Source organism: Streptomyces triticirhizae (genome assembly GCF_003696235.1).
GTDB classification, from domain to species: domain Bacteria; phylum Actinomycetota; class Actinomycetes; order Streptomycetales; family Streptomycetaceae; genus Streptomyces; species Streptomyces triticirhizae.
In genome coordinates, this window is sequence record NZ_RFFJ01000045.1 from 22,205 (window position 1) to 35,259 (window position 13,055).

Annotated in this window: 11 protein-coding genes; 6 read left to right on the top strand and 5 right to left on the bottom strand. The window is 71.8% G+C overall.

Going from position 1 to position 13,055, the window contains the following annotated elements:
* Positions 1–88: 88 nt before the first annotated feature.
* From EBN88_RS11010 to thiC, 3 genes are all read right to left on the bottom strand, one after another.
* Positions 89–892, bottom strand: a complete 804-nt coding sequence (locus EBN88_RS11010) for an alpha/beta hydrolase family protein (protein WP_147472703.1) — start codon at positions 890–892, stop codon at positions 89–91.
* Positions 889–4,890 carry a WD40 repeat domain-containing protein gene (locus tag EBN88_RS11015; protein WP_158621354.1) on the bottom strand — a complete coding sequence of 1,334 codons (4,002 nt, stop codon included), beginning with the start codon at positions 4,888–4,890 and terminating at the stop codon, positions 889–891. Before EBN88_RS11015 ends, EBN88_RS11010 begins: the two co-directional genes overlap by 4 nt.
* Positions 4,891–5,044: 154 nt before the next feature.
* On the bottom strand, positions 5,045–6,700 hold the full coding sequence (gene thiC, locus EBN88_RS11020) for a phosphomethylpyrimidine synthase ThiC (protein WP_122183641.1): 1,656 nt from the start codon (positions 6,698–6,700) through the stop codon (positions 5,045–5,047).
* Between the two features lie 138 nt (positions 6,701–6,838).
* Here thiC and EBN88_RS11025 point away from each other — a divergent pair, with 138 nt between their 5' ends.
* Complete coding sequence (locus EBN88_RS11025; protein ID WP_122183642.1) at positions 6,839–8,341, top strand: YibE/F family protein; 1,503 nt, start codon at positions 6,839–6,841, stop codon at positions 8,339–8,341.
* On the opposite strand, the gene EBN88_RS11030 is transcribed toward EBN88_RS11025, so the two are convergent.
* Both EBN88_RS11030 and EBN88_RS11035 read right to left on the bottom strand, forming a co-directional pair.
* Positions 8,310–8,519 carry a DUF5326 family protein gene (locus EBN88_RS11030; RefSeq protein WP_122183643.1) on the bottom strand — a complete coding sequence of 70 codons (210 nt, stop codon included), beginning with the start codon at positions 8,517–8,519 and terminating at the stop codon, positions 8,310–8,312. The two genes, EBN88_RS11025 and EBN88_RS11030, sit on opposite strands and share 32 nt — an antisense overlap.
* 251 nt (positions 8,520–8,770) lie before the next feature.
* Complete coding sequence (locus EBN88_RS11035; RefSeq protein ID WP_122183644.1) at positions 8,771–9,088, bottom strand: cupin domain-containing protein; 318 nt, start codon at positions 9,086–9,088, stop codon at positions 8,771–8,773.
* Positions 9,089–9,136: 48 nt separating this feature from the next.
* Here EBN88_RS11035 and EBN88_RS11040 point away from each other — a divergent pair, with 48 nt between their 5' ends.
* The 5 genes from EBN88_RS11040 (at position 9,137) to EBN88_RS11060 (ending at position 12,876) form a co-directional block, all read left to right on the top strand.
* Positions 9,137–9,508, top strand: a complete 372-nt coding sequence (locus EBN88_RS11040) for a phage holin family protein (protein ID WP_122183645.1) — start codon at positions 9,137–9,139, stop codon at positions 9,506–9,508.
* Positions 9,509–9,540: 32 nt separating this feature from the next.
* Positions 9,541–10,050 (top strand): low molecular weight protein-tyrosine-phosphatase, encoded by a 510-nt coding sequence (locus EBN88_RS11045; RefSeq protein WP_122183646.1) that lies wholly within the window; start codon positions 9,541–9,543, stop codon positions 10,048–10,050.
* A gap of 7 nt (positions 10,051–10,057) precedes the next feature.
* The gene (locus EBN88_RS11050) at positions 10,058–11,011 is read left to right on the top strand and encodes a fructosamine kinase family protein (RefSeq protein ID WP_122183647.1); all 954 of its coding nucleotides are present in this window, start codon (positions 10,058–10,060) and stop codon (positions 11,009–11,011) included.
* Between the two features lie 125 nt (positions 11,012–11,136).
* Entirely contained in the window at positions 11,137–12,285 is a 1,149-nt protein-coding gene (locus EBN88_RS11055) for a cystathionine gamma-lyase (protein ID WP_122183648.1), read from the top strand.
* Between the two features lie 93 nt (positions 12,286–12,378).
* A complete protein-coding gene (locus EBN88_RS11060; protein ID WP_122183649.1) occupies positions 12,379–12,876 on the top strand; it encodes an NUDIX domain-containing protein in 498 nt (165 codons plus the stop codon).
* Positions 12,877–13,055: the final 179 nt, after the last annotated feature.

Genomic DNA, 13,055 nt, shown 5'->3' on the forward strand with positions numbered 1-13,055 from the left:
CGTGGATCGTTCCCGTTGACCGCTGGCGAGGACCGCCCGGGGACGGCTCGACCGCTCTCGTGGTGGGGCGGACCCGGGCGCCCCGGACTTACTGCCCGCGCGGGACGGCGAGGATGTCCCGCACGACGGAATGTCCCAGATAGTCGAGGACGTTGTGGGGCCACAGCGGCGCGACGGAGATGTCGTCGACCGACTCGACCCCGGCGAAGACCCGGGCCAGCCGGCCGCGCGGGACGGCGACGAAGTCGCCGACGTCCGCGACGTTGACCCAACGCGCCACCCCGGGCGGGCGCGCACCCAGACCGGCGACCGGCGGCGGTTGGAGCCGGTCGAAGATCGCGGCCGGCAGCGCGAGCGGCGAGCCCAGGGTGAGGAACAGGTCGACGCGCGGCTCGGGCAGCCGGTGCAGGGCCTCGTAGGCGACCACGCTGCCCAGCGAGTGCGCGATGACGATCCTCGGCCGGTGCCGCTCCAGCGCCCGCACGACCCGATCCAACACCCGCTCCCGCGCCGGGGCGCCGAAGTACCGGGTGACCTCGGGGAAGAACAGCCGCACGGCGCGTTCGACCACCGCCGGAGCGGCCCCGGCCCGCTGGGCGACCTGCCCGCAGACCCAGCGCAGCCAGCCGGTCGCCCGCCCCTGGACAGCGCTGGTGTCCACCCCCCAGGCCGCCGCCCAGCGGGTCACGAACTCCGCCTCGGCCTCGTCGAGTTGGTCGCCCTGGCGCTGACCGCGCAGGAGGTCGGCGTAGTACGCCGTCCGCAGGTCGAGCCCCGAGTCCGGTCCAAGCGCGGCGGCCCACGCGGCGCGCAGCCGCGTGGCCCCGGCCTCCGGGTCGGCGTCGCCGGCGCGGTAGTTCCGCACCCCGTGTATCCCCAACGCCCGCGTCACGCCGGCACCTCGAAGACGGCCAGCACGCCGCCGACCACCACGGCCAGCCGGTCGGGGCCGGCGAACTCGAAGGAGTCCGCTCGCTCGGGCAGGGCTATCCGGCCCACCTGACGGAGGCCGCGGATGTCCCAGACCGTGATAGCCCAGACGGAGGCCCTCTCCCTCACTTGAAGGCCGATCCGAGAACCGTTCGGCGAGAAGCAGAACTTCCGCTCCGCGGTCGCCATCAGCTGGGGTATGTCTGGCAGTGGAACGGCCCCGTCCCGCGTGTTGACCCGCAAGACGCCCGGTGTCTGGCCCGACAGGCGAACCAGGTGGAGCGTGCCGTCCCTGGTGAAGGCGGCCAGGGTCTCCCCGTCGGGAGAGAAGTCGACCTGCCAGGGCGCCATTCGCGTCCCCAGGGGGACCATGGCGCGCTGCTGGCCGGTGACAAGGTCGAGGAGCGCCAGCCGGCCCTCGCCATCAAGAACGGCCGCTATCCCGCCGGCCGGCGAGCGGGCCACCCTGCGCGGGTCGAGCAACAGCCGCCGCTGGCCCCGCTGCTCCTGGTCGGTCACCCTCCACAGCCGGATGGTTCCGTCGTCGGCAACGCTGACGAGCAACGAGGGATCGCGCGGGCTAAACGCCAGATCGTTGATGCTGCTCTGATGCCCGTGGAGCGTGGCGGTGACGGTCCCTTGCTCAAAAGCGCAGATCTGGATGGTGTCCTCGGAGACGCTCGCCAGCCGTGCTTCAGCCGAGGAGAAGGCCAGGGCACCACTGATCGAGCGGCCCGGCGACGCGATCTCGTGAACGGTCCGGTAGTCCTCCGTAGAGAGCACGTGAGTGATACCCCGGTCATCCACGATGACGAGTCGGCGACCGTCCGGGGAGAAACCCACCGCACTCGACCAGCCCGTGAAGACGGGGCTCGCGTCCTCTTCGAGCCACGAGCCTGTCGCAGTGTCATAGAGTCGAATGCCCTTGTGCCCGGCGATGGCCAGGACAGGCTCCTCGGGGTGGAACGACAGCCCGCTGACGACTTCCCTGAGAAGGAGGCGCTTGAGGAGGGTCGGCTCGTCGCCCCGGATATCCCAAACCGCGACGGTGTGGTCGGCACCGCCGGTCGCCAGCGAGCCCCCGTCCGCCGAGAACGTCACGACGGCGGTCGCCCCGTGTCCGGGCAGCCGGCCGGCCTGCTCCCAAGCGTTCGCCGAGTCCCAGAGGACAACGTTTCCAAGGCCGTAGCCCAGCGTTCCGGCGGCGAGTCGGCGGCCGTCGGGCGAGAATGCGACCGAAAAGCAGCCCTCGCTGACCGGCAGTCTCAGCGCCACCACGGGCTGCCACGACTCGGTCTCCCAGACCCGCACACTGCCGAGGTACGTACCCGCGACGAAAAGCGTGCCGTCGGGGGAGAAGGCCGCGCACCGAACCCCCTCCGTACCGGACGCGGTGAGCTGACGGAGGCTGTGGTCCTCCGTACCGCCGATGGCCCAGCTGAGGGGCAGCGCCCTAACGCCATCCCTGGGGGTGAGGCCCTCGGCGAGCCGGCCGAACTGGGCCTCCAGGGCCTGGAGATCCACCCGGTGGGCGTCGAAGGCCAGCCGCGCCGCGCGATCCGCCGGGCTGGTAAACCGAGCATGGGCGCGCCAGGACATCCGCAGCAGCCGAAGGCAGTCGACTGCCTGGGGAGACCTGGCCAGGTCCAGGGCGCGAACGTCCTGGTTGAGGTCAAAGCGGACCAGGAAGTGGGGGTCGCTGAGGAGCCGTTCGGCCCACTCTCCCGAGCGGGCCCCCCAGACGTGAGCCAGCACATGGCTGAGCAGGTAGGGCTCCGCCCTCGCCCAGCCGTCACCTCCATCGACCGACTTCCCCTCGACCGCCTCCGCCGCCTGCTCCGCCAACAGGCCGTCGAGCACGGTCTGTTCCAGGGCACGCTCCTCGTCCCCCGCCGCCAGTGGTGCGTGCTTGCCATGTGGAAAGCGACGCAGATAGTCCACCAAGCCTTGGTGGAAGAGGCGGTAGAGCGCCACCCGGCTCCCCGGCTCGATCCCGGTACTCAAATAGGGCGAAGCCTCCCGGAGGGTGCGCTGGCAGTCCCGCTCCGAGATCTCCCCTGCGTCCTCCACCAACTCGGCCAGGCAGCGGCACAGCACGGTCAGGGGCATCCCATCTCCCCGCGAGCGGGCGAGGACCGCCAACAGAGGTCGCAGCAACGGGAACTCGGCCGCCCTGGTGTCCAACACCCGCTCCAGGATCTGGGGCAGATCCCCAGTAGCGCGCTCGGCGTGGGCCTCCGCGTCGATCCGGTTGCCGGGCGGGCTCGGCAGGGTGACCAGATAGTGGGCGAACATGCCCGCGAGGAGGAACGGCCCCCAAGCACTGACGCCCTCCTCCCGTCGCACAAGCCGGGGAGCTGCGATGTCAGCGATCAGCTCGACGAACGCGGCGGCCGGACCGGTGTCGTAGGGCTCGCTGGCCCGCAGCAACCGTGTGAGGTAGTCCCGCACGTCCTTCTCAGCGGTGTCGGTGGCGATGGCGTCGAGATCGACCCAGGCGACCTCTCCGGGCTCGAACTCCTCGGGGGGCGGTAGCACTTCGCGGCGGCCGCCCAGCAGGAACCGGCAGGGCGCTCCCGCGCCACCGACACTCCGCACCAGGGCGAACACCTCCGCCGGCTCAGTGCTCTCATCTATTGCGTCGATGACGATCAGCCTGTGTCGGTTCTCCCGCTCCAACGCCTCGCGCAGCGACCTCCTGGTCCACCTGCGCGCCACGTGACCTGAGGACTCCTCCTGCCACTGCTCCGGCTCCCCCTCCGGCGACTCCGGCTCCGGCATGGTCAGCCCGGCGCGGTCAGCGATCACCTCGACGATCTGCTGGGGGTCGCGCTGCCGCGCGTGCAGCGCGACGATGCCGGGGATCTCGGGCAGCTCCGGGTCAGCGATGGCCCACAGCGGACGTACCCGGTCACGGATCTGCGCGTGTCCGGCGCAGACGACCACGCCGAGCAGCCCCGACTTGCCGGAGCCGGCCTCTCCGGTGACGGTGAGCAGCGGCTGCGTCTCGTCGGCTAACCAGGCCCGTAGAGCGGCGAGTTGCTCGACCCGACCGGTGAAGAACCCACGGGAGGAGTCGGCGGAGACCAGCCCCCGGCCCGAGGCGCGGTCGATGAAGTACACGGCGTCGTCGATCTCCGAGCCGGCGGCGATCTGGGTGCCGAGATCCTGCCCGGGGACGTACCAGAGCGATCTGCGCTGCTCCTCGATCTGCTCCGGAGTGAGCTGGATCGTGCGCGGATTGGGCAGAAACGGCCAGTCCCCATCACCCTGTTCGAGGCCGAATCCGAAGGAGATCCGCCACCTGTCATGCTCACCGGCGGTCAAGCTCAACAGTTCGCGCACGAACTGAGCGAAGTCGAGCGGCCCTGCGTCCAGCGCGAAGTCGGTGTCCGCGAGCCGGTGGAGGGCCTGCGCCACCCAACCGCTGAACCTGCCGCGCTCCGTGGGCAGTCCACTGACGGCGGCACCCAGCGACCAGACGCCGCGTTCGCCTCCCAACTCCCTGACCGACTGCCGACCGGTGGCCGCGCCCGCCTCGCAGGTGTCGACAAGAAAGACGAAGCGCCGTCCGCCCTCGGCCAGTTCGGCCTCCTCCTGTGCCGCCGCCATCCACGAGGCCACATCGACGGTACGCCCATCCCTGGCCACGAACCGCAGTTGGCCGTCCGTGTTGGCCTGGCCGTGCCCAAGCAGGTGAACGATCAGCAGCTCGGGCGCGGTTGTCGCATCGAGCGGCTCGATCCGGCTCGTGATCGCCTCGTCGATCTCCCTTCTGCTCGCGTCGAGCACGGTGTGCACTGGAATGCCGAACCGTTCGAAAGCGCGCGCCACCTCGGCCACCCGCTCCCGGACGAACCCCAGGTCCTCCCAAACCACTCTGCCGTCGAAGCTCCCGACCCCGACCGACAGCACCTCCACCGATCCCTCAGCCGAGACGGACCCGACATCCGACGCCATCGTCGCCACCCCCTGATTTCGCTGACGTCTCACCAGCTTGCCAGAGAGCTTACTAGTCGTTACCGACAGTCACCAACGGGTGGGCTCGGGCGCGGAACGGCGCCGGTCCCGGGTGCCCGGGACCGGCGCCGTTCCGGTGCGTGACCGGGGCCGCTCAGTCGGCCAGCGGCAGATACACCCGCTGGCCCGACTCCGCGAACTCGCGGGACTTCTCCGCCATCCCCCGCTCGATCTCGTCAGTTGACAACTGATCGGCTCCGGCTTCGAGTTGATCGCCGAAGTCCGCCCGGATGTCCTGGCTGATCTTCATCGAGCAGAACTTCGGCCCGCACATCGAGCAGAAGTGAGCGGTCTTGGCCGGCTCCGCCGGCAGCGTCTCGTCGTGGTAGGCGCGGGCGGTGTCCGGGTCGAGGGAGAGGTTGAACTGGTCCTCCCAGCGGAACTCGAACCGCGCGTCGGAGAGCGCGTCGTCCCAGAGCTGGGCGCCCGGGTGGCCCTTGGCCAGGTCCGCGGCGTGCGCGGCGATCTTGTAGGCGATCACCCCGGCCTTGACGTCGTCCCGGTCCGGCAGCCCCAGATGTTCCTTGGGCGTCACGTAACACAGCATCGCGGTGCCCCACCAGGCGATCATCGCGGCGCCGATGGCCGAGGTGATGTGGTCGTAGGCGGGCGCGATGTCGGTGGTCAGCGGGCCCAGGGTGTAGAACGGCGCCTCCCGGCAGATCTCCTGCTGGAGGTCCACGTTCTCCTTGATCTTGTCCATCGGGACGTGCCCCGGACCCTCCACCATCGTCTGCACGTTGTGCTCGCGCGCCACCGCGCACAGCTCGCCCAGCGTCCGCAGCTCGGCGAACTGCGCCGCGTCGTTGGCGTCCGCGATGGAGCCGGGGCGCAGCCCGTCGCCCAGCGAGAACGTGATGTCGTAGGCGGCGAGGATCTCGCACAGCTCGGCGAAGTGCGTGTAGAGGAAGCTCTCCCGGTGGTGGGCCAGGCACCAGGCCGCCATGATCGAGCCGCCCCGGGAGACGATCCCGGTCCTGCGCCGCGCGGTCAGCGGCACATAGCGCAGGAGCACCCCGGCGTGCACGGTCATGTAGTCGACGCCCTGCTCGGCCTGTTCGATCACGGTGTCGCGGTAGACCTCCCAGCTGAGTTCCTCGGCCTTCCCGCCGACCTTCTCCAGGGCCTGGTAGAGCGGCACGGTGCCGATGGGCACCGGGGAGTTGCGCAGCACCCACTCGCGGGTGGTGTGGATGTCCCGGCCGGTGGACAGGTCCATGACCGTGTCGGCGCCCCAGCGGGTGGCCCAGGTCATCTTCTCCACCTCCTCGTCGACCGAGGAGGTGACGGCCGAGTTGCCGATGTTGGCATTCACCTTGACCAGAAAGTTCTGGCCGATGATCATCGGCTCGCTCTCCGGGTGATGGATATTGACCGGAAGCACCGCCCGGCCGGCGGCGATCTCGTCGCGGACGAACTCGGGAGAACGGTTCTCCCGCAGCGCCACGAACTCCATCTCCCGGGTGATCTCGCCCCTTCTGGCGTAGGCCAGTTGGGTAACGTCCCCGGTCCCGTCGTTCGCCCGTTCCTCGATCCACCGCCGCCGCAGCGCGGGCAGCCCCGCGCGGACGTCGCACTCCACCTCGGGGTCGGTGTACGGACCCGAGGTGTCGTAGAGGGTGACGGTGTTGCCGTCGGTGAGGTGGACCCGTCGCACCGGCACCCGGATGTCCGGGCGAGATCCGGTGAGATATCCCTTGTGCGCGCCGATGACGGGCGTGCTGGACGCGCCTGTTCGCTGATCGGTCATCAGACCTTGCTCCCTACGCCGGCATTACCCGGTAACAGGTTCGGCGGTCGGCGCAGCCGCAGCGCCCTCTCAGCCTCGTGCTCGAAGCTCCCGCGATGACGATTCTTGCCCCTCCACGCTAAGGGCACGACGGCGGCGATGAACAGGGGGCCTGGTCGCTTAGGCGATGATCGGACGGTGACCTCCCCTCAGGACCCCGCTCGCGACCCCGCCTGGAACCGGGCCCCGAACCCGGCCCGGGACCCCAGCCAGGACCCCCTGGACCCGCACGCGCACCCCCACGGCCACACCCACCAGCACGGCCCGGTGCCCCCCGTCTCGGACCATCTGCGGCGGGTGATAGCCGCCGTGCTGGTGCCGTTCGGCGTGGCGATGGCCCTCGGCCTGGTGCTGCTCTGGCCGGGCGGCGCGCCGGAGCAGCAGGAACGCACGGGCGTCGGCTTCGACCAGCAGCACGAGGAGGCGTCCGTCACCGAGCTGACCGAGCACCCCTGCGAGGACCTCGGGGTGCAGGTGCAGCGCGGGGTGAGCGGGCCGTGCGAACAGGCCACCGTGGAGGTGACCAGCGGGCCCCACGTCGGGCACACGTTCACCGAGGTCGTGCCGCCCGACGCGACCAAGCGCTTCCACGAGGGGCAGAAGGTCGTCGTCGCCTACGCCCCCGAGGCGCCGGAGGAGCTGCGCTACAGCGTGGTCGACGTGGACCGCGAGGTGCCGATGCTGCTGCTCGGCGCGCTGTTCGCGCTGGTGGTGGTGGCGGTCGGCCGGCTGCGCGGCCTGCTGGCGCTGGTGGGCCTGGTGGCCAGCTTCCTGGTGCTGACCCTGTTCATCCTGCCGGCCGTGCTCCACGGCTCGAACCCGCTGCTGGTCGCGGTGATCGGCGGCAGCGTGATCATGCTGGTGACGCTCTACCTCTGTCACGGGGTCAACGCCCGAACGTCCGTGGCCGTGTTGGGCACGTTGGTGTCGCTGCTGCTGATCGGCCTGCTCGGCTCGCTCTTCATCGGCCTGGCGCATCTGACCGGGAACACCGACGACCAGACGGGCCTGGTGCACAGCCTCTATCCGGACATCGAGATCAGGGGTCTGCTGCTCGCCAGCATCCTGATTGGCTCGCTCGGCGTGCTGGACGACGTGACGGTGACGCAGACCTCGGCGGTCTGGGAGCTGAAGCAGGCCGCGCCGACGGCGGGTTGGCGGAAGCTCTACTCGGCGGCGATGCGCATCGGCCGGGACCACATCGCCTCGGTCGTCAACACCCTGGTGCTGGCCTACGCGGGCGCGGCGCTCCCGCTGCTGCTGCTCTTCAGCATCGCGCGCAGCGGGGTGACGACGGTGGCGTTCAGCGAGCTGGTCGCCGAGGAGATCGTGCGGACCCTGGTGGGGTCGATCGGGCTGGTGGCCTCGGTTCCGGTGACGACGCTGCTGGCGGCGCTGGTGGTGAGCGCCGACCGACCGCCCCAGGGGCCGGCCGGTGGGCGAGGGGCGAGGGCGGGGAACGGGCCGTTCGGCGCCGGGACTTCGACGGGCGGAACGGGAGCCTCGACGGGAGGGCCGGTCCCAAGGGCCCGGGGCAGGGGCTGGGGCGCGCGGCAGGGGCGGCGGCGGGCTACCAACCCCCGCCGGAGGAGGAAGAGGTGAACTTCCGCACCACGAAGATCAGTACGGCGATCACGGCGACAAAGAGCAGAATCCGGAAGACCAACCCGATCACCCAGGTGAGGACGGAGATCAGCAGGCCCCCGAAGACCACCAGCGCGATGGCGGGGATGGCGATCCACCGCACCCACCACGGCAGTGTCATAAAGGCTTCCTTCATGGCCCGGGCTCCTGTTCGCACACATGTCGTCCGCCGGGCGGAGGCCCGGCAGCGTGATAACTCGATAACTCGATGCTAAGCGCGCACCGTGCCCTCCGGGAGTCGCACCGGCCCCGGTCCTCCCCTGACCGTTCCCTGAGGCGAACCCTGAGAGCCGGGGCCCGCACCGACGAGGGGCGCGGGCCGGGGCGGGGGTGGAACGGACCACGACGGTCAGCCCGCGCGCCCGACGGTCAGCCCTCGGGCGGCGGTCAGCCCTCGGGCGGCGAGAACACCACCAACACCCGCAGATCCTCCGTGATGTGGTGGAACCGGGCCGGCGCCCCGGCCGGGACATAGACCACGCTGCCGCGCGCCACGACCGTCGTCTCGTCACCCACGGTCATCGAGGCGCGACCGCTGACCACGAAGTTGATCACGTCCTGGGGATGCGGGCGCTGGGTGTCCGACGCGCCAACATCCAGCGCGTAGAGGCCAGCGGACATCCTGGGCTCCCGCAGGAAGCGCAGGTAGGCGCCGTTGTGCGCGGCCCGCTCCAGGTCAAGCCGGTCCAGCCGGAACTCCTTCATCCGCTCATTCCCCTTGCGCAGCCGGTGCCATCTGAAACGATCTCCCGTATGACAACCATCTTCGTGAAGCTCATCGCCAACGCCGTGGCCCTGGCCGCCGCCGTGTGGCTGGTGAACGACATCACTATCGGTGAGCCGGGCGAGAGCACCGGCGGCAAGGCCGTGACGCTGCTCGTCGTGGCGCTGATCTTCGGCGTGGTGAACCTCGTCGTCAAGCCCGTCGTGAAGCTCCTCGCCCTCCCCCTGCTGATCCTGACCCTCGGGCTGTTCACCCTGGTGATCAACGCCCTCATGCTGCTGCTCACCGACTGGCTGTCGGGCGACAGGTTCGAGGTCGAGGGCTTCGGTTCCGCGGTGTTGGGCGGCCTGATCATCTCCATCGTGTCGTGGGCGGTCAACCTCATCCTGGATCGCGACTGAATCCGGCCGTGCGGGACCGAGGACCGACCGACATGTATCGCATCTGCTTTGTGTGCTCCGGCAACATCTGCCGCTCCCCCATGGCCGAGGTCGTGCTGCGCGCCCGGCTGGTGGACGAGGGACTGGACACCGGCATCGTGGTGGACAGCGCGGGAACGGGCGGCTGGCACGCCGGGGAGCCGGCCGACCCGCGCGCGGTGGCCGCCCTGAACGCCGCCGGCTACCCGGCCGGGCCGGGCGACCACACCGCCCGCCAGTTCGACGCCTCCTGGTTCGAGGAGTGCGACCTGGTGATAGCCCTGGACCGGGGCCACCACAGGGAGTTGGTCCGGCTGGCCCCCGACCGCGCGGCCGCCGAGAAGGTGCGGCTGCTGCGCGCCTTCGGCGACACCGGCCCGGTGGCCGCCTCGGGCGCCGAACTCGACGTCCCCGACCCCTACTACGGGGACGACGAGGGCTTCGCCGACTGCCTGGACATCATCGAGACGGCCCTGCCCGGGCTGCTGAAGACCGTGCGGGAACGGACGGGGGCGGTCGGGTGAGACGGGCATGACCGGCGACGCACCGCGCGACGCCGCGCCCGGCGGGAACGGGAACGGGCCCGGCGGGAACGGGCCCCGCCCCGGCGGCGGCGCGCTCGGCGAGCGGGTGGCGCGGGTCTGCGGCGGCGCGCTCGCCGGCCCACCGCGCCGGGTCACCGGGGGCGACATCTGCGAGGCCCACCGGGTCCAACTCGACGACGGGCGCACCGTCTTCGCCAAGACCAGGGCGGACGCGCCGGACGACTTCTTCACGGCCGAGGCCACCGGCCTCGACCTGCTGCGCGCCACGGGCGCGGTCGCCGTTCCCGAGGTGCTGGCCGCGCTGCCCGGGCTGCTGGTGCTGGAGTGGGTCGAGCCGGGCGCGCCGACGCCGCTCCAGGCGGAGCGCCTGGGCCGCCAGCTCGCCGCGCTGCACGCCACCCCGGCCCCGCACTACGGAACCTCGGGCCCCCTCTATCTGGGGCCGGTGCCGCTGGCGACCCCGGAGCGGGTCGCCGACCCGGCGGCCTGGCCGGCGTGGCACGCGGCGAACCGGCTGCTGCCGCTGCTGCGGCTGGCGGTGGACAACGGCGGCATCGCCCCGGGCGACGCCCGGTCGGTCACCGAACTCTGCGCGCGTGTCGAGGAGTTGGCCGGCCCACCGCAGCCGCCTGCGGTGATCCACGGCGATCTGTGGTCGGGCAACATCCTGTGGACGGCCCGGCAGCGGCCACGGCTGATCGACCCGGCCGCGCAGGGCGGGCATCCCGAGACCGACCTGGCCTTCCTCGAACTCTTCGGCTGCCCGCACCTGGACCGGCTGATCGCCGCCTATCGGGAGGTCAGGCCGCTGCCGCACCGCGCGGCGTTCGTCCCGTTCCACCAGCTGCACCACATCCTGGTCCACGCGGCGCTCTTCGGCGGCTCCTACGGGCCGCAGGCAGGCGAGACGGCGCGCAGGGCGTTGCGCGCCGCCGGCTGAGCGCCGCGCACGCGCCACGCACGCTCGGCACAGCACCCCGCGTACCGCACCGCCGTGGCCCGGCACCGCGCCGTACACTTGTGCGGCGAAATCAGGCCAGATGCGGACACGGCGGGAGAGCAGCGATGACCGGGGACGGAACGCGGGCCGTTCGGGCCGGACTGCCGGCGGTCGAGGCGTACCAGCCGCCGATGCCGCCGCCGGTGCTGGCCGCCCACTACCACCTGCCGGGCGACCCGGCGGAGGCCCCGTTCGGCTACGGCCGGGAGAACAACCCGACCTGGGTCGCGCTGGAGCGCGCGATCGCCGAGCTGGAGTCGCCCGGACCGGAGGACGGCGCGCGGGCGCTGGTCTTCCCCTCCGGGATGGCCGCCATCTCGGCCACCCTGCTCAGCCTGACCCGCCCGGGCGACTCCGTGGTGCTGCCGTCCGACGGCTACCAGATCTGGCCCAGGCTGCGGCAGCGCGCCGAGGAGCGCGGCGTGCGCACCCACACCGCGCCCACCGGAGGCAACGGCCAGCTGGCCGCGCTCAGGGCGGCGCGGGAACGCGGGGAGCGGGTGCGGCTGCTCTGGCTGGAAACCCCCTCCAACCCGGGGCTCGACGTCTGCGATATCGCACGCCTGGCGCGCGAGGCGCACGCGCAGGGCGCGTTGGTCGCCGTGGACAACACCCTGGCGACGCCGCTCGGCCAGCGCCCGCTGGAGCTGGGCGCCGACCTGTCCGTGGCCAGCGGCACCAAGGCGCTCAACGGGCACGGCGACGTGCTGCTCGGCTATGTCGCCGCGCGCGACCCGGAGTTGGTCGACGAGATCAGGCAGTGGCGCACCGTGCTGGGCGCCATCCCGGGGCCGCTGGAGGCGTGGCTGGCGCACCGGGGCCTGGCCACGCTCCAGCTGCGCGTCGCGCGGCAGGCGGAGAACGCGCTGGCCGTGGCGCGGGCGTTGGCCGCCAGGCCCGAGGTAACCGGGCTGCGCCACCCGGGGCTGCCGGAGGACCGGGACCACGCGCTGGCCGCGCGGCAGATGCGGTTCTTCGGCTGCGTGGTCTCGTTCACGCTGCCCGACCGGGAGCACGCCGAGCGGTTCCTGGCCGCGCTGCGCCTGGTGGACGACGCCACCAGCTTCGGCGGGGTCAGGTCAACGGCCGAACGACGCGGCCGGTGGGGCGGGGACGCCGTGCCCGAGGGCTTCGTGCGGCTGTCGGTCGGCATCGAGGACCCGGACGACCTGGTCGCCGACATCCGCCGGGCCCTCGACGCGGCCGCCCCCTGACCGCCCCTGACCGCCTTCGCCTCCCAAGGGCCGCGCTTGGGCGCACGACCAGCCGGAGGTTTCGCGGTGGTGCGCACGGGCCACATGAATCCCATGGACCAGGAACAACCCGTGGTCAAGCGCACCGCACGGGCCATCCTGCTGGACGGCCCCGAGCTGATCGTGATCAAGCGCGTGCGCCCCGGCAGTCCGCCCTACTGGATCACCCCGGGCGGCGGCGTCGAGCCCACCGACCCCAGCGTGGTCGCCGCCCTGCACCGCGAGGTCTTCGAGGAGTTGGGGGCCAGGGTCACCGACGTGGTGCCGGCGTTCGTCGACACGGTTCCGCACCTGCCCGAGCCGGGGGAGAACGTTCCGCCGGGCCTGAAGGTGCAGCACTTCTTCGTCTGCCGGCTGGTCTCGATGGACCCGGCGCTGCGCCACGGCCCCGAAGTCACCGAGCCGCGCGGCACCTACGAGATCGTCCGGCTGCCGTTCACCCCGGAGGGGCTGTCCTCGGTCGACGTGGTGCCGCCCAGCCTCAACGCCTATCTGAGCAGGAACATCGCCGGCATCCACGCCCTGCTGGCGCCGGACTTCGTGCGCGCCTGAGCCGCGCCTGAGCCGCGCCTGAGCCCGGCCCGGCCAGCCCCCGTGCCGACGCCCGGGGCCTCACGGCGCCGGAACGGGCGGCCCCGGCCCGGGCGTTCAGCCGAACCAGCCGCCGCCCGACGGATACGAGGACGCGCTCCTGCTCTCCACCCGGCGCGCGCGCTCCAGCGCGCGCAACG

Coding starts and splice junctions, on each gene's coding strand:
- EBN88_RS11035 (WP_122183644.1), bottom strand. CDS start 9,088: ATGAAGGAGTTCCGGCTGGACCGGCTTGACCTGGAGCGGGCCGCGCAC.
- EBN88_RS11055 (WP_122183648.1), top strand. CDS start 11,137: ATGACCGGGGACGGAACGCGGGCCGTTCGGGCCGGACTGCCGGCGGTC.
- EBN88_RS11025 (WP_122183642.1), top strand. CDS start 6,839: ATGAACAGGGGGCCTGGTCGCTTAGGCGATGATCGGACGGTGACCTCC.
- EBN88_RS11045 (WP_122183646.1), top strand. CDS start 9,541: ATGTATCGCATCTGCTTTGTGTGCTCCGGCAACATCTGCCGCTCCCCC.
- EBN88_RS11050 (WP_122183647.1), top strand. CDS start 10,058: ATGACCGGCGACGCACCGCGCGACGCCGCGCCCGGCGGGAACGGGAAC.
- EBN88_RS11060 (WP_122183649.1), top strand. CDS start 12,379: ATGGACCAGGAACAACCCGTGGTCAAGCGCACCGCACGGGCCATCCTG.
- EBN88_RS11030 (WP_122183643.1), bottom strand. CDS start 8,519: ATGAAGGAAGCCTTTATGACACTGCCGTGGTGGGTGCGGTGGATCGCC.
- EBN88_RS11040 (WP_122183645.1), top strand. CDS start 9,137: ATGACAACCATCTTCGTGAAGCTCATCGCCAACGCCGTGGCCCTGGCC.
- EBN88_RS11015 (WP_158621354.1), bottom strand. CDS start 4,890: ATGGCGTCGGATGTCGGGTCCGTCTCGGCTGAGGGATCGGTGGAGGTG.
- thiC (WP_122183641.1), bottom strand. CDS start 6,700: ATGACCGATCAGCGAACAGGCGCGTCCAGCACGCCCGTCATCGGCGCG.